A 15,212-nucleotide genomic window follows, 5' to 3' on the forward strand; every position below is an offset into this window, starting at 1 on the left:
ATAGAGCCCAACTGGGCTTTTTTTTTCGTCTACTTTTGTTTTATATACCCAATTGATTCTCCTACCTTCACATCCCTTGGGAGTATGAAATCTACTGGCTCAAACAAACTTTCCTCGAATAGAAGGATAACAGTAGATCCAAATGTAAAATAGGCTATCTCTTCACCTTTAACTAGTTGTTCACCTTCATGTATCGTTTCGATAGAGTTTACAAACATGGCTCCTACTTTGACAATAGACAAATACCCAAACTCATGTTTTACTTCGGTGATTTTCCGATAATTTTTTGAAAGTGTGTCCTTTCCATATCTCAAGCCCAACTTATTAACAGGATAGGATTTTTCCCCTAGCGTCCATTCACCTACTACTCTTCCGGTTATTGGACTGTGAATACGATGATAATGACTAGGGCTTAAGTATAGAATCATGTACTTACCATTCACGTATTTGTCTAATTTGTCTTTATCCCCCAGCATATCCTCAATGGAATACACATTCCCTTTGACCGTAATGGTTAAATTCTCTGCAATCTCACCAATATCTTCAATAACTGCATCAACAGGGCTTGTAACTGTATTGGGTTGCTCATCTATTGGACGAGATCCAGGTTTCAACCTTCGAGTAAACAAATCGTGTAATGTCTTATATTCACGTAAAGGGGTTACCATTTCCCCCTCATTCAATTTATAGACTCTTGCGAAAGAAGGAACAATCATCCGACTTATTTTTGATTGAGCAAACTTCTTTAGTAGAAGAGAAGTTGATCTCCTATTTGTAAGTTCTATAAGTAACCTATAAAATGCCTGTATCATGATGCCACCTCCGGACAATTAAATATACTATTTACGGACATGCATAAAACATTTACAATAAAATATTATTATACAAGGCTATTGACATGGATAAAAGCAAAACCCACGCTCACCTAGATAATTTTTAAGATTATTATAGTTATTTATTAAATAGCCAATCTTTATCCAATAATAAACCTCTTAAGACCGGATTGACCTTGAAAAGTAATATTTCAATTTTGAAAAGAGGTGAAGTGTTGTTTTTTCAAAATGTATTAGATCAAACCATAAAGAGAATAAAAGCCCAAACAGCTAATGTATTAACCTTGGTGAACTTATCTTTAGGTGGATTTGCTATCATTGAGTGTATAAAAGGAAATTTAAGTTTAAGCTTACTCCTTATTTTTATAGCAGCTTTAGCTGATCGATTTGACGGTATGATTGCCAGAAAGTTAAGTATAGAGTCAGAACTCGGTAAACAATTAGATTCCATGAGTGATATTATATCATTTGGTGTAGCACCAGCACTATTGATTTATCAAGGAATTTTATTTGAATATGGCGCACCTGGATCCTTTTTCACGATATTCTTCATAGGGTGTGGAGCTTTTCGCCTTGCACGTTTCAATATTACAGAGAACAACGGGTATTTTACCGGTTTACCCATAACTGCAGCAGGCTGTTTAGCTACGTTAAGCTTTCTTGGTATCTCCTATCTACCACCTCAAATATATATGGCTATTATGATTTCCCTCTCATTTCTAATGGTAAGTCCTTTTAGAATTAGAAAAGTATAAAAAAAACAGCACTTATTTATTTCAAGTGCTGTTTCTTTATTTCTATACTATATACCTTTTACGAGGTGGTTTAAAAAAGCCCTAAAAGCTAGTTTTTAGCGGTTAAGCTTAAGAATTCTTCCACATCATCCACACAAAGCTGAACTGCTTTTTGCCAGAATTCAGGTTTTGTTAAATCAACATTTAGGTGTTTCAACGCTAACTCCTCTACTGTCATGGATGCAGTATCTTTTAATAAGGCGATATATTTCTCTTCGTAACCTTTGCCCTCTTCTAACGCTTGAGCATAAATTCCAAGTGAGAATAAATAGCCAAATGTGTAAGGGAAGTTGTAAAAAGGAACTCCAGTAATATAGAAATGAAGCTTTGAACCCCAGAATTGAGGGTGATATTCTTCTAGCGCGTTTCCATAAGCTTCTTTTTGTGCCTCCTCCATCAGTTCGTTGAGACGATCAGTGCTTACCAACCCGTTCTTTCTTTCCTCATAGAACCTTGTTTCAAATAGGAATCTAGCATGAATGTTCATTAAAAGGGCAACAGAACGTTGAACCTTGTCTTCTAACAGTGCTACCTTCTCTTCTTCAGATTTAGCATTTTTAACAGATGCATCTGAAACAATCATTTCTGCAAATGTAGAAGCTGTTTCCGCAACATTCATTGCGTAACTACGGTTTAACAAATGTAGATCTCTCATCGCATAAGTATGGAATCCGTGTCCAAGCTCATGGGCAAGAGTTGAAATGTTAGAGGGAGTGCCAGAATAAGTCATAAAAATACGTGATTGGCTACTTTCAGGGAAGTAAGTGTGGAATCCTCCCGGAGCTTTCCCTGGACGATCCTCCGCTTCTATCCACTGGTCCTCGAATGCTTTTTTAGAGAAGTTCGTCATTTTTTCTCCAAATTGAGAAAAATGCTCTAAAATAAATTCTGCACCTTGTTGGTAAGAGACCTTTGATTCCGTTTGGCTCAATGGCGCATCCAAGTCATACCAGCTTAACTTTTCCAGACCTAAAAGCTCAGCTTTACGGTTTAAGAAATTTACAAGTGGTTGCTTATTGTCAGAGATAACCTTCCACATTGTATCTAACGTTTCTTTTTTCATTCTGTTTATATCTAGAGGCTCTTTCAAAACATCTTCCCAACCACGTGCCTTATAGACATTTAGTCTGAATCCTGCTAGATGATTTAGTGTTTTTGCTAAATAGTCTGATTGTCCACTCCAAGCCTCTGTCCAATTCTCAAAGACTTGTTTGCGAACATCACGATCTGGATTAGAGAATTTATTTGCCGCTTGGCCTACCGAAAGTTGTTTAATTTCTCCGTTTTCCTCAAACTTTACTTTCGTATTACTTACGATTACATCATACATTTGACCCCAAGCTTGATAACCATCTATACCAAGTGCATTAATTAAAGATTCTTCTGCTTCGGAAAGCTTTTCTGTCGCACGTGTTCTGCGCTCTGTAAGAACAAATGAAATCTCATTTAACGTTTCATCTTCGAGGATTTGCTCCCATACATCTTGGTCAAATGTCGTTAATTTCTGATCTAAAGCTGTTAGTGCATTTTGAAAATCAGCACTTAGTACAGTAACACGGCCTCTTAATTCATTTACTTTTTTATCTTCTGTGTTCTGGGCTTGTAAACAGCTAACAAAAGCTCCTGCTTGACGAATCTTTTTTGCTACTGCTTCAAATTTTTTTATTAAATCTTTGATGGAAGATTGATCTTGAACAGAGTTAGTGGTCTCCCAATTCTTCACTGATAAACTGAATTGTTGAATCAATCCAGCTGTGGCATCCAAATGTTTTAAAAATTCATCTGAAGAACTTCCGCCGTTAAAAAATACATCTAAATCCCATACTTCTGAATATGTACTCGTTGTCATGGATTCTTCCCCCTTTAGTTATGTACCCTATCATTATAAATTTATTTTTCCGAAATTTCTATTAATAGGTATTTGGAATATTTAAGCATGTGCTTGAGGGTAGCTACGTTACCAGGGAGCCAACAGCTAATCTTAAGATCACAAAAAAAGCTTATGCATAAAACATAAGCTTTTTACTATGACTTTTTTCTAACTTTGTTTTAAACCGTGTTGGGGCAATATTCGTTTAGCAAAAGTCTATACGAAAACAGCCTTATCTATAGAAACCTCCGAAGTACCACCAGCCAAAAAATATGAGGACCAAGACTAGGATGATAATCCATAAAGCTGTCCAAGCACCGCTTCCTTGATAGTAAGGGGTAGGATAGACTGGTGGGTAGCCATAACTAGGATATCCATAAGCCACTTGAGGATACCTCCTTTCGTAGTTCACTGTCCACTTTTCTATCTATATCTTTTATTATTACTCTATGCTTATTCCCTATATATGTATAGGCATCTGTAAAGTAATGAAAATATAAATTCCAAAAAACAAATGAAAATTTACAAGCTGTTTATAATTTTTATGTAGGATGTAGCATAAAAAAACATACAGAATATGGTAGAATATATATAAGAATTGTAACGAAGATTCTCTCGTTTAAAACAAACATTAAAAAGAGCAAAGGGGAGGTGTTTGATGAAAATAATCTCCATTTGTAAGAAGTGTAAAGGACTGGGATTTATTTATGCATATGGTTTTCTGAAAAAGAGCTGCCCCGTTTGTAAAGGCAAAGGTAAAACCGTCAAGAAAGTAAAAGATTTGAAAAACAGAAGCGCCACAGTTCACTCACCCCCACGGACAATCCATCACTAAATCTCACTCCTCTAAATCATTTATGTTTTCAAGAAAGGAATCTATAAGATTAATCTACAAAGGGCTAACTTCCTCTTCTAAAGGTACAGTTAGCCTTTTATTAATAATCGTTGTTAGAAGTCGCTGGGGAAATAACTACACGTCTTTTGCAGGTATTTCATAGGTGATTTTACTAATTGAAATAGTAATAAATTATGATTATCATTTAAGGAGTACATTGGAAAGAGTTTGATTACCTAGATGAGTAGTAGATAAAGATATGCTTAAGGATTCCTTATTTTGAGGAATAGTTAGAGACTTTTTATGGAGCAAGCTACAAAAGGGGCGAATACATGCTTGGACTCATGGCGTTTTTTCCGGACAACCATCTTTACGCAGTTATTATTAGTTTAGTCCTAAATATACTGGTTGCGATTGCAGGTGTCATACCCAGTGCTTTTATTACCGCTGGAAATGTTACATACTTTGGTTTTCAACAAGGGTTAGTGATATCTATACTAGGAGAAGCAATGGGAGCAGTGATAAGCTTTTACCTATATCGAAAGGGTATTAAAGGGATCCAATCAAATCTAAAAATAAATTTAGATAAAAGCAAGTTGCTCTCTAAGCTCCAAGATACAAAAGGAATGAGTGCTTTTTTCTTGGTGCTAATTCTTAGAATCCTTCCTTTTGTCCCCTCTGGACTCGTTACCTTTACAGCAGCTATGAGCACAATGAGCGTAACGTTATTTGCCATAGCGAGTACACTTGGCAAGGTGCCTGCTTTATATATAGAAGCTTTATCTATCTATAGTGTGATAAATTGGGAACGAGAATTCCAGTGGGCTGCTATCGCAATAGCTAGCACATTTTTCCTACTATATCTTATCCTTCAAAGAAGAAAGAAAAAAGGCACTGAAACTTAATTCAGTGCCAGAAAATTAATTTCCACTATTCTTTCGTTTTTCTTTTTCAGCTCGATAAAACTCATGAAACATCTTCATTAAAGCTCGCTTCTCAATTCTCGATACATAACTTCTCGATATCCCTAATTCTTTTGCGATTTCTCGTTGTGTTTTTTCCTTCTTTAGATCAAGCCCAAAGCGTCCAACAATGACTTCCTTTTCTCTCCCATCTAACACATCGATGTATTCTTTTATTTTTTCAAGTTCCATATTTAATTGAATCGTATCAATTACATCTTCTGATTCCGACTTAAGAACATCGATAAGGGAGATTTCATTCCCTTCTTTATCTTGACCTATCGGATCATGAAGAGAAACATCTTTTTTCGTTTTTTTCAATGCTCTTAGGTGCATGAGAATTTCATTTTCAATGCAGCGTGCAGCATAAGTAGCTAGTTTTGTTCCTTTACCTTCTGAGTAACTTTCGATTGCTTTTATTAAACCTATTGTACCGATGGAGATCAGATCTTCCGCATCCTCACCAGTATTTTCGAATTTTTTTACAATATGAGCGACTAACCGCAAATTATGTTCAATAAGCATATTGCGGGCATGGCTGTCCCCATCAGCCATCAATCGCAAATATTTCTTTTCATCTGCAGATGATAACGGTTGAGGAAATGCGTTATTTTTTACATAAGAGACAAGAAACACAATCTCTTTGACTAAATAACCAAGTGCTGTTAATATTCCAGACATTATTACACCCCCGCTTTCTAGACTAACGCCTATACCTAATACCTATGAAAGCACGGGATTGTTTTTGTCTGTCCACTCAATTTATTTTCGCACGAAATATTTTCAGTTAGGAAATTCGTGTAACGTATCTCTTAGAAATTGAATTTTATTAACTTAGTTTCTTCTCAAGAACAAACATTGGTTTTTCTTTAAAATCAATTTCCTTTACGATTTCATATTTTTGTCTTCTCCAGAACGTTAGACCTTTTAGGTTGTTTTTGAAACACCCTAGTCTTACTTCTCCTACTCCCCTTGCTTTCATCAAGTTTTCATACCAGGTATAAGCTTCTTGAGCTACACCTTTTCCTTCCCAATTTTTATGAACAATAAATAGACCTAACCATGGCTTGAGATCCCTTGGATTTTCCATAATAAAATCTACAATACCTATGAATTCATCGTCTAAACTTATCAGATATCTCTCTTTCTTGTCTTTGTGCTCCTCATGCTCCTCCAGTAAATCTTCATCCGTTAACAACTCACGATCCTCTGAAACCAAATTATGTTCAGGTTGAGAATTCATGATTGCCAGTTCTATTGGTATATAGGTTTTGTTACTTTTTATAAATTTCATTTTTTAAACCCCTTTGTAATTAGATTAATATCTAATTAGATATTAATCTAATCTCAACTTGGTGTAAATAGATTTTTATATAAATACAATGGCTAACAATCAAAATGAATCCAAACATAAAAAAACATTGGCCACTTTTTTTAAAGATGACCAATGTTTTTGAAATTAAATTTCTATTCTACAGATACTTCAGCAGCAATGACGCAGCCAATTACACCACATATGACCAGTCCCATAACGATTGCGAACATATTCTCCACCCCTTAAGTAATTCCGTTTTAGTTCTTAATTTGAATTTACCATATAAACAAGCTACTAAAAGGAAGGGGATGTGAACATTTTGTTAAGGTTAATAAGTTAGAAAAAAGCACCTCAGTAACTAGGTAGCTCTCCGGGGGGGATAAGCCACCTAACCTCACATAGGTGCTTTTTACATTAATTACGAAATAATTGTTATGAACTACTCTTCTTTTTTCGAAAAACAAGAGTTAATAACAAGACATTTAGATACACGATATTTTTCGCTCCCAACATTATTAATTGTTAGGTGGTATCTTTCTCCACCCATAAGATTGCGTTACGATTTTGCATTAGATAAAACATGCGTTAAACCACCTTTCGATTAAAATTTTTTATAAAATGAATTAAAACAAGCGATGAATGGTAAATTGACGCTCTTTATTTTGATCGTATATTTTCTTTGCCATTTCTCTTTGCATAATTTCTGCAGAAGTTGCTTTTCGTTTATTAATGGTAATTGTTAAAAATAAGATATTTAATGTCATAGTTTTCACCTCCAATACTATAAACGGTGAATATTAATTGCTTTAGTATCATTAAAAGCTTTTTTTGCCATTTCTTTTCGAAGGGCTTCTTCACCTGTTATTTTGCGTTTGTTAATATTTACTGTTAAAAACAAGATATTTAATGTCAATTCTCTCACCTCCTAAATTTTACCATATCCAAGGCATAAAAAAGCCGCAAAGAGACATCTCTGCGGTTTTAGACATATAAAAGCCGCAGGGCACAATCTCCCTACGGCATGGATAGGCTATAGTCAAAAAATCAGATTAAGCATTCCATTCCTTAATGGTCGAATGTGTACATTTTTCAGTTTTCATTTCATTAGCAGCAGATCCACAGTAGCCATTCATTACATTGATTACAATCATTTCATTCGACCTCCTTTAAGAAATTTTTAACTTACAGTGGTAATTATATCCACCATTGAATGCTTTGTAAACCCCTTTTATAAAAAAAATTAGCATTTTTTTCCTGGTAAACGATTGTCTTTTTCAGAAGGAATAGCAAATAAAATAACATAGAGTGTTGTTTGTCTGTACAATTTTCTTACGCGAATTTTACTCTATAGCTACTGGGAGAGTGGTTTTAAAAAACAACATAATGTAAATGAAAAGCAACAAAGTTTAGGATAAAGGCCTAAAAAAAACACCCTTTTTAATAGGATGTTATTTCTTCATTAAATATTCTTCTCCTTCTTCCATTTCCATTAGCTTTTTTCTCATTTGCTTTGAGAAATTGAAGAATAGTATAGATCCACTTAATAATAATGTAGATGCGCATATCATCATATATAAATCCATCATTGGTTTTTCAGAAGGGATAATGACTCCAAGATAGAAAAACGCACCTACTGCTAATAAAACCATAGCAAATCGCTTATAGTCAACCATCTTTTCATAAAGTTCTTTTGCATTCATAAACTCTAGTCACCTGCGCTTTTCTTTTAGACTACTATTCTACTGTATCACAGGAAAGGTACGCAGAGAGCATGTAATTAATAGCAATACTGGGTTATAAAACCGAAATAAAAGACGTACCATATAGCACGTCTTTTTTAGAAATCCTTATTATCCTTCTAAGCCATTTTTTAAGTCTTCAATTAAATCTTCTACATCCTCAAGCCCAACAGAAATACGAATTAGACCGTCTGTAATACCTAATTCATCCCTGCGGTCTTTTGGTATAGAAGCGTGAGTCATTCTAGCTGGGACAGAAATCAAACTTTCTACTGCCCCTAAACTTTCCGCTAAAGTAAAGTATTTTACTTTACTTAATAGTTTGTCTGCATTTTCCTCACTACCAACATCAAAAGAAACCATTCCACCGAAACCTTTTGCCTGTTTCTTACCAATTTCGTAATTCGGATGATTTTCAAGGCCTGGGTAATATACCTTTGATACAGCTGGGTGGTTTTGAAGGAACGCAACAATCTCCTTCGTATTTGTTTCCGTCTCTTCCATACGAACACCTAGTGTCTTAATTCCTCTCATTAATAACCAAGAATCTTGAGGTCCTAATACACCACCTGTAGAATTTTGAACAAAGTGAAGATCTTCAGCTAACTGTTTGCTATTAACGACCACTAGACCGGCCACAACATCACTATGTCCTCCAATATACTTTGTTGCACTATGAAGTACAATGTCTGCTCCAAGTTCGATTGGTGTTTGCCAATATGGTGTAGAGAAAGTATTATCAACAATTGTAAGTAGATTGTTTTTCTTAGCAATCTTTGCTGCTTCTTCTATATCCGTTATTTTTAATAGTGGATTTGTTGGGGTCTCAAGGTATAATGCTTTTGTATTCGGCTGAATATATTTTTCAATATTTTCAAGGTTGCTTGTATCAATAAAGGAAGACTCAATTCCAAAGCGGTTTAAAACTTTAGACATCACTCTATACGTTCCGCCGTAAACATCGTCTGTTAACACAACATGGTCACCACTATTAAACAGCATCATAACAGCAGTAATGGCTGCCATTCCTGAACCAAACGCAAAACCAGCTTCTCCACCTTCAAGATCCTTAATTAGCTCTTCAAGAGCGTGTCTAGTAGGGTTACCTGTTCTGGAATATTCAAATCCACTGTGCACGCCTACTTTTTCTTGTTTGTAAGTACTTACCTGATAAATTGGTACGGACACTGCACCTGTAATTGGGTCCCCTGAAATTCCACCATGGATTAATTTTGTTTTTCTTTTCATCCTAAATCCCTCCCTCATAGATTTTCTTACTTAAATATCTCTCGCTTCCATCCGGAAAAATGACAACGATATTGGTGCCTTCTTTTGCTATTTTCGCTTCCTCTAGTGCAGCATGCAGAGCTGCTCCAGACGAACTACCAACTAAAAGACCTTCCTTTGAGGCAAGCTCTTTTACGAGATTGAAAGCGTCAACATCAGTGACAGTATGGATGGAGTTAAAGTATGATGAATCCATATATTCCGGTAAAAACTCCATACCTATCCCTTCAGTCTTATGTGGACCTGATTCCCCACCGTTTAGAATTGATCCTTCGGGTTCAACAATCACAGTTTTAACATTTGAACCTTTTTCTTTAAGGTAACGGGCAGTTCCCATAAAAGTTCCACCAGTCCCAGCTCCGGCAACAAACACGTCTATTTTTCCGTCCAATTGCTCCCATAGTTCTGGACCTAAAGATTTGTAATAGGTTTCAGGGTTAGCTGGATTCCCAAATTGTTGTGGACAATATGAATTTGGAATTTCTTTAAGAAGTTCCTTAGCTTTTTTTATAGCCCCTTGCATTCCATCACTCGTAGGTGTATGAACAATTTCTGCTCCTAGAGCCTTCATAAGTTCTTGTTTTTCGATACTGAATTTTTCTGGAACACAGAAGATGACTTTAATATTTTTATTTATCGCGGCTAAAGCAAGACCAATACCCGTGTTTCCTGCAGTTGGCTCGATAATTGTTCCACCTTCTTCAAGCTTACCGGTTTCCAAAGCGTCTCTTAGAAGTTCTTGACCAAGACGGTCTTTGACGCTTCCTCCTGGATTCATAAACTCAAGCTTAGCAAATAAACGAACCCCATTTGGCATTGGGAACTTAGTAAGCTCAACAATCGGTGTGTTTCCAATTAGTTCGTGTACATTATTATAGACCTTCATTTTTTACCTCTCTTGATAAAAAGGGCTGTATTTTATAATTTGGTTAATACACAAGAAATTTTATTAACATTTTTCCTTTGGATAAACAACCAAATATATCTTTCGGTTACAATTATCTTTGTTTATCCTTAATTCCAGCAACAATTTTCATTACTAGTGTTGCGGAGTTTACTGCTGCTTTTTCTAAGTATTGCTCGAATGAAATATCCGATTCCTTGCCAGCGATATCTGATAGTGATCTAATGACAACAAAAGGTACTCCAAATTGGTGAGATACTTGGGCAATTGCTGCAGCTTCCATTTCAACTGCTTGTAAATCAATAAATTTACCTCGAATATTTTCTACACGTTGAGGATCATTCATAAACGAATCTCCAGTTGCAATTAAACCTTTAACAACTTGAACCTCGTCTATCTCATTAGCTGAATTTACAGCAATTTGAACAAGGTCATGATTTGCCTCAAACGCTGGAGGTAGTTGCGGCACTTGACCATATTCATAACCAAACGCAGTAACATCAACATCGTGGTGTCTAACTTCCGTTGAAATAACTACATCTCCAACATTTAAGCTAGGATTTAGTCCGCCTGCAGACCCTGTGTTTACTACATAGTCTGGTTTAAATCTTTCCAGAAGGATGGTTGTCGACATGGCCGCATTCACTTTTCCAATACCAGAACGAAGCAATACGACTTCTGCTCCATCCATTTTTCCAGTCGTAAATTCGCAACCTGCTATAATTTCCTGGTTCTTATCTGCTAATTTTTCACGTAATAAAGTTACTTCTTCTTCCATTGCTCCAATGATTGCAATTTTCATTCCGAAACCTCTTTCTTATAGTTTGGTACCTTCCATAATCCAAACAAAATCGTTCATGCGCTCGAAAGAAACTGAAAACCCATTGCTTTCCATAATATTTCTTAACACTGGGATTGTCGTATAATATTCACGCTCTAAGTCTTCTGCAAGATTATAGAATCCTTTTTCCTTTGCGTCTGTAATTGCTTGTTCATATGCTTCTACAGATTCATACATAGTATCCGCAAAGACTATTTTACCACTCTCTCTTAGTAAGTTTCCATAGGATGCAACAGCAATCGCTTTCTCATCATCGGTAAGATGGTGAAAGGCATAAGAACTTACAATTGTATAAATTTCTTTATCAGAAGGATAATTTAAAAAATCTCCATCTAATACTTCAGCTCGATCTTGAAGTTTCTCTTGAGCAATCTTTCTCATCGAAGGAGATGGTTCAACAGCTGTTACGGAATGACCATGTGCTAAAAGTCTTTCAGTTAAGTTCCCTGTTCCAGGACCAAACTCTAAAACATGCCCTATCGACTTAGAAGCTACCTCTGTTAAGATTCGCTCGTAGTGATTAAATACTTCTTTATATTCAATATCATGACCTGTAACGGTATCATCATAAGTATCTGCCCATTGTTCAAACAGTTCAATAAACTCTTTTCCCATGTGTGCCACTCTCCACTTTTTATATAACTAATAATTCCTATAAGTATACTATGAATTAAAATAAAACTTGTTCTCAATTTATCATAACCCTTTAAAACAATCAACATAGTTGCCTAAAACTCTAGATAAAAATAAAATAGAAATGAAAACACAGTTTGACCAACCAATTAGTTTTTTCATTAGAAAGGACGATATAAAAGTGAATTTCCAATTTGATATTATTGAGGATAAAATTGAGTTTTTTGAAGCAATTAATTTGAAATCACTGGAGAAAAAAATAAATGAGCAGATCGAAATAAACAAGTCCATTCTTCTCCATGTACATTCTGTATCACATCAAATGCATGTAGACGAAAACGGAAGGACCTATTACTCTGCTGTTGTGCACTTCAAGGCGAAAAAATGAGAAAAGTGCTGGAGCTGAAAACTATTCTAACTTGAAATAACTTATACTTTCTTACCTAGTCTAATAAAAAATCCCGACCTATTCTTGGTCGGGATCTTCCTCTTGTATAATTTCTGCTAATTCTTCCACTTTAGTTGGCTTCCATCCTTGTCCATCTACCCACTCTATGTAAACGCGGTAGATGTTTTGTTTTCCTTTTGGATATACCGTTCCTACTGATTTATTATGGCCATTGTTTCCTAAGAAGTGAATCGTCATATTATCTACTGGAATATCGGTTGCATACGAAATAGCTTTAACCATTTCGTCCCAATCTACTCCTCCATATACATTCACATGTTCACCCGTTTGAGTCGTTCCAACTGGTTGCCATGATGGATCTACAATAGTATTTAGTACGTTTGGGTCTTCGCTACCTTCCGTTATTACTTCCGTTTCCGAATGACCAGATTCACTACTGTCTGTGTCCTCCGTATTAGAGTCACTTTCTTCTACTGTTTCGGTTTCAGAATTGGACTCTTCGTCAGTACTTGTATCTTCATCCGTTGAATTCGTTTCTTCTGTCTCTTCATCATCAGTGGCCTGCTCTGTCGTTTCATTATTTTCAGCACTGTTTTTAACTTTAGTAGAAGCTTCTTCGTCTTCACCTAAAAAAATCGTGGCCGAAACAATGCCAATCAATAACACAACAACTCCAATTAAACTATTTAATATAATATTACTCTTACGTTTCTTTGATCTTTGGTCATAACGAGACTGATTAAATCCACTTTGCATAGAGTTAGTTTCTCCTCCTGTTTATGGGTAGAATTCTTTTTCTATGTAAACAATCCAAGAATCGGTTCGTTTAATCTACCTCTTATTCATACTTCTCAACATTCTACCACGACTCTACACAAACTTGAAGAATATTATCTCCTAATTTTAACCTTACCTAGGAATAGGCTATAGTTGTAAAGGCTTATGAACACATGTTCAAAAAGAAAGCTCCCTATTAAATAGGAGCTTTCCTTGCTATAAATCACTTTCAATTTCATGAATCGCTTTTACCATATCTGCAAATAGGGGATTTACTCCACCCTCATTTTCTGTAACGCCTAGATTCACTGTAACTAAAGCATACTTAGGATTTTGATAAGGGAAATAACCAGCAAACCATTTATTATGCAATTGATTCTCCTCTACAAACAATCCGGTTTCTGCTGTTCCTGATTTTCCTGCAACCTCATATGGTAAGTTTTGAAACCATCTACCTGTCCCATCCTTGTTAATGATAACTTCCCTTAATAGCTTTTGTAGCTTCATTGCTGTATATGGAGAAATGGAATCCCCCGGAAGCGGTTGTTCTTCGAAAGTTAGTAACGATGTCCCATTTTTATATTCGACTTCTGAGGCTACTCGGACCATTTCCTTTGATCCACCTTTTGCAATGGTTGACATCATATTTGCGACAGCAAGGGGAGTTCCTCGAACTTCATGCTGACCGATACCAGACATTGCAACGAAGTTTTTATCTTTCTTCGCATCCTCCGTTAAAAATACTCTTCCTTCATCCTCATCGGGTATTTGTTTAAAATCCTCAAAGTGATAAAAGTCTCCATGCCAACCAACGTTACCAATCAATGATAATTTTTTTGCGTAGTCCTCAAGTATATTAGGATCGATATCCTTCAACTCTTTTGAAATAGTGCCAAATGTATTATTGCAGCTTCTTGCAAAACTCTCTGTGAACGTCAGCATTCCATGTTGATATTTTAAATCAGGATCGCCATTAATCTTTTTGTTACAGTCAAATTGGCGGGTTGGGTCATCCAGTTCGTAATCAATTGCAGCTGCTGCCACAACCGTCTTAAAAACAGAACCCATAATTTGTTGTGTCACCATCATGTTGCGTATCCCATTAGATTCATCAGTAAAAGGTGAATTTTTATTGATCTTTGGACGTGAAACCATCGCCAAGACAGAGTTCGTTTCAATATCAAGTAGTACTAAGCCACCTTTTTGAATTTGATGCTTATCTACTAATTCTTCTGCCCTAGCTTGTAAATCAACATCTAAAGAGGTTTTAACATTGACTGGATAAAAGGGGTTAGCGGGTTCTACATATTTAACATCAATACCAAAGAGAGGACCTCCTGTTCCATCCACGTGATAAACAAGTTTTGATTTTCCATCTGGTAGAAGGAATTCGTCGAAGCTTTTTTCAAGTCCTGTTAAGCCTACAAGTGTTTGTAGTGATAAATCTTTATCAGGATATCTCGATTTAATAACGTTCCCATTTTCACCAGTAATTCCAATCAATTGTTCTGCAGGGTACTCCGTTAGTGAATATTTTCTTTCTACTGCAAAAACACCTGGTATTTCCAATTGATTGATTTTATCCATTTGATACTGAGTTAGTTTTAGTGGTTTGGGGTCCCCATAAGCAAAAGGTTCTTTTGCTTTACTTATTTGATATAAAAGATAATTTTTCGGAACCTCAATGATGTCAGCAACTTTCTCTACGTCCCATTCCATGTTTTTTAGAAATGGAAAAAGTATTAAAACAGGTACATTTTTATGTAATAGTGGAGTTCCATCACGATATAGAAAGCTCCCTCTACCGTTATCTATAATCATTTCTTGGGATCTCTGTTTTACACTAGATTCTAATAAATTCACTTTGTGTTTCGAAAAACCTTCTGTTGAAAGTAATTGTATATCCATCAATCTCCCCATTAATAGGGTCACTCCAAGTAAACAAATGATCAGAAAGATTATCGCTCTTTTTCTCCACATAAAAAACACCTCGTCAAAAGTGTTGACGAGGTT

General features: G+C 35.7%; 17 protein-coding genes. 3 read left to right on the forward strand and 14 right to left on the reverse strand.

What is annotated here, in order from left to right; all coding sequences use genetic code 11:
• Nucleotides 1-29: 29 nt before the first annotated feature.
• Nucleotides 30-812: a phosphatidylserine decarboxylase gene (locus ACFYKX_RS21940; RefSeq protein ID WP_389363612.1), complete on the reverse strand. Its 783-nt coding sequence runs from the start codon at nt 810-812 to the stop codon at nt 30-32.
• Between the two features lie 236 nt (nt 813-1,048).
• Here ACFYKX_RS21940 and pssA point away from each other — a divergent pair, with 236 nt between their 5' ends.
• Nucleotides 1,049-1,588, forward strand: coding sequence for a CDP-diacylglycerol--serine O-phosphatidyltransferase (gene pssA / locus ACFYKX_RS21945; protein WP_389363614.1), 540 nt, complete (start codon nt 1,049-1,051; stop codon nt 1,586-1,588).
• A gap of 88 nt (nt 1,589-1,676) precedes the next feature.
• Here pssA and ACFYKX_RS21950 read toward each other — a convergent pair whose 3' ends face one another.
• The gene (locus ACFYKX_RS21950) at nt 1,677-3,476 is read right to left on the reverse strand and encodes a M3 family oligoendopeptidase (RefSeq protein WP_389363616.1); all 1,800 of its coding nucleotides are present in this window, start codon (nt 3,474-3,476) and stop codon (nt 1,677-1,679) included.
• 253 nt (nt 3,477-3,729) lie between these two features.
• On the reverse strand, nt 3,730-3,882 hold the full coding sequence (locus ACFYKX_RS21955; RefSeq protein ID WP_389363618.1) for a hypothetical protein: 153 nt from the start codon (nt 3,880-3,882) through the stop codon (nt 3,730-3,732).
• A 782-nt stretch (nt 3,883-4,664) separates the two neighbouring features.
• On the opposite strand from ACFYKX_RS21955, the gene ACFYKX_RS21960 reads away from it, so the two are divergent.
• Complete coding sequence (locus ACFYKX_RS21960; protein WP_389363620.1) at nt 4,665-5,237, forward strand: TVP38/TMEM64 family protein; 573 nt, start codon at nt 4,665-4,667, stop codon at nt 5,235-5,237.
• Between the two features lie 15 nt (nt 5,238-5,252).
• Here the strand turns inward: ACFYKX_RS21960 and sigK are convergent, their stop codons facing one another.
• The 9 genes from sigK to ACFYKX_RS22005 form a co-directional block, all read right to left on the reverse strand.
• The gene (gene sigK / locus ACFYKX_RS21965) at nt 5,253-5,975 is read right to left on the reverse strand and encodes an RNA polymerase sporulation sigma factor SigK (RefSeq protein ID WP_389363622.1); all 723 of its coding nucleotides are present in this window, start codon (nt 5,973-5,975) and stop codon (nt 5,253-5,255) included.
• A gap of 148 nt (nt 5,976-6,123) precedes the next feature.
• On the reverse strand, nt 6,124-6,588 hold the full coding sequence (locus tag ACFYKX_RS21970; RefSeq protein WP_389363624.1) for a GNAT family N-acetyltransferase: 465 nt from the start codon (nt 6,586-6,588) through the stop codon (nt 6,124-6,126).
• A gap of 644 nt (nt 6,589-7,232) precedes the next feature.
• Nucleotides 7,233-7,373 carry a YrzI family small protein gene (locus ACFYKX_RS21975; RefSeq protein ID WP_389363625.1) on the reverse strand — a complete coding sequence of 47 codons (141 nt, stop codon included), beginning with the start codon at nt 7,371-7,373 and terminating at the stop codon, nt 7,233-7,235.
• A gap of 17 nt (nt 7,374-7,390) precedes the next feature.
• Nucleotides 7,391-7,522 (reverse strand): YrzI family small protein, encoded by a 132-nt coding sequence (locus ACFYKX_RS21980; RefSeq protein ID WP_389363627.1) that lies wholly within the window; start codon nt 7,520-7,522, stop codon nt 7,391-7,393.
• A 535-nt stretch (nt 7,523-8,057) separates the two neighbouring features.
• A complete protein-coding gene (locus ACFYKX_RS21985; protein WP_389363628.1) occupies nt 8,058-8,309 on the reverse strand; it encodes a YrhC family protein in 252 nt (83 codons plus the stop codon).
• 150 nt (nt 8,310-8,459) lie between these two features.
• The gene (locus ACFYKX_RS21990) at nt 8,460-9,596 is read right to left on the reverse strand and encodes a bifunctional cystathionine gamma-lyase/homocysteine desulfhydrase (protein ID WP_389363630.1); all 1,137 of its coding nucleotides are present in this window, start codon (nt 9,594-9,596) and stop codon (nt 8,460-8,462) included.
• A gap of 1 nt (nt 9,597) precedes the next feature.
• On the reverse strand, nt 9,598-10,521 hold the full coding sequence (locus ACFYKX_RS21995) for a PLP-dependent cysteine synthase family protein (protein ID WP_389363632.1): 924 nt from the start codon (nt 10,519-10,521) through the stop codon (nt 9,598-9,600).
• A 112-nt stretch (nt 10,522-10,633) separates the two neighbouring features.
• Nucleotides 10,634-11,341, reverse strand: coding sequence for a 5'-methylthioadenosine/S-adenosylhomocysteine nucleosidase (gene mtnN, locus ACFYKX_RS22000; protein WP_389363634.1), 708 nt, complete (start codon nt 11,339-11,341; stop codon nt 10,634-10,636).
• Between the two features lie 15 nt (nt 11,342-11,356).
• On the reverse strand, nt 11,357-11,995 hold the full coding sequence (locus ACFYKX_RS22005) for a class I SAM-dependent methyltransferase (protein WP_389363636.1): 639 nt from the start codon (nt 11,993-11,995) through the stop codon (nt 11,357-11,359).
• Nucleotides 11,996-12,194: 199 nt separating this feature from the next.
• On the opposite strand from ACFYKX_RS22005, the gene ACFYKX_RS22010 reads away from it, so the two are divergent.
• A complete protein-coding gene (locus ACFYKX_RS22010) occupies nt 12,195-12,401 on the forward strand; it encodes a YrzA family protein (RefSeq protein ID WP_389363638.1) in 207 nt (68 codons plus the stop codon).
• Between the two features lie 78 nt (nt 12,402-12,479).
• On the opposite strand, the gene ACFYKX_RS22015 is transcribed toward ACFYKX_RS22010, so the two are convergent.
• Together ACFYKX_RS22015 and ACFYKX_RS22020 are read right to left on the reverse strand one after the other, a co-directional pair.
• Nucleotides 12,480-13,178, reverse strand: coding sequence for a DUF1510 family protein (locus ACFYKX_RS22015; protein WP_389363640.1), 699 nt, complete (start codon nt 13,176-13,178; stop codon nt 12,480-12,482).
• A gap of 237 nt (nt 13,179-13,415) precedes the next feature.
• Complete coding sequence (locus ACFYKX_RS22020; RefSeq protein WP_389363642.1) at nt 13,416-15,179, reverse strand: peptidoglycan D,D-transpeptidase FtsI family protein; 1,764 nt, start codon at nt 15,177-15,179, stop codon at nt 13,416-13,418.
• Between the last annotated feature and the right edge of the window lie 33 nt (nt 15,180-15,212).

Source organism: Cytobacillus spartinae (assembly GCF_042865285.1).
GTDB lineage: Bacteria > Bacillota > Bacilli > Bacillales > Cytobacillaceae > Robertmurraya_A > Robertmurraya_A spartinae.

Bases quoted from the DNA above. Each gene is read 5' to 3' on its own strand.
- mtnN (WP_389363634.1), bottom strand. From the start codon at position 11,341: ATGAAAATTGCAATCATTGGAGCAATGGAAGAAGAAGTAACTTTATTA.
- ACFYKX_RS21990 (WP_389363630.1), bottom strand. From the start codon at position 9,596: ATGAAAAGAAAAACAAAATTAATCCATGGTGGAATTTCAGGGGACCCA.
- ACFYKX_RS21970 (WP_389363624.1), bottom strand. From the start codon at position 6,588: ATGAAATTTATAAAAAGTAACAAAACCTATATACCAATAGAACTGGCA.
- ACFYKX_RS22020 (WP_389363642.1), bottom strand. From the start codon at position 15,179: ATGTGGAGAAAAAGAGCGATAATCTTTCTGATCATTTGTTTACTTGGA.
- sigK (WP_389363622.1), bottom strand. From the start codon at position 5,975: ATGTCTGGAATATTAACAGCACTTGGTTATTTAGTCAAAGAGATTGTG.
- ACFYKX_RS21995 (WP_389363632.1), bottom strand. From the start codon at position 10,521: ATGAAGGTCTATAATAATGTACACGAACTAATTGGAAACACACCGATT.
- ACFYKX_RS22005 (WP_389363636.1), bottom strand. From the start codon at position 11,995: ATGGGAAAAGAGTTTATTGAACTGTTTGAACAATGGGCAGATACTTAT.
- ACFYKX_RS21940 (WP_389363612.1), bottom strand. From the start codon at position 812: ATGATACAGGCATTTTATAGGTTACTTATAGAACTTACAAATAGGAGA.
- ACFYKX_RS22015 (WP_389363640.1), bottom strand. From the start codon at position 13,178: ATGCAAAGTGGATTTAATCAGTCTCGTTATGACCAAAGATCAAAGAAA.
- ACFYKX_RS21985 (WP_389363628.1), bottom strand. From the start codon at position 8,309: ATGAATGCAAAAGAACTTTATGAAAAGATGGTTGACTATAAGCGATTT.
- ACFYKX_RS21950 (WP_389363616.1), bottom strand. From the start codon at position 3,476: ATGACAACGAGTACATATTCAGAAGTATGGGATTTAGATGTATTTTTT.
- ACFYKX_RS21975 (WP_389363625.1), bottom strand. From the start codon at position 7,373: ATGACATTAAATATCTTATTTTTAACAATTACCATTAATAAACGAAAA.
- ACFYKX_RS21960 (WP_389363620.1), top strand. From the start codon at position 4,665: ATGCTTGGACTCATGGCGTTTTTTCCGGACAACCATCTTTACGCAGTT.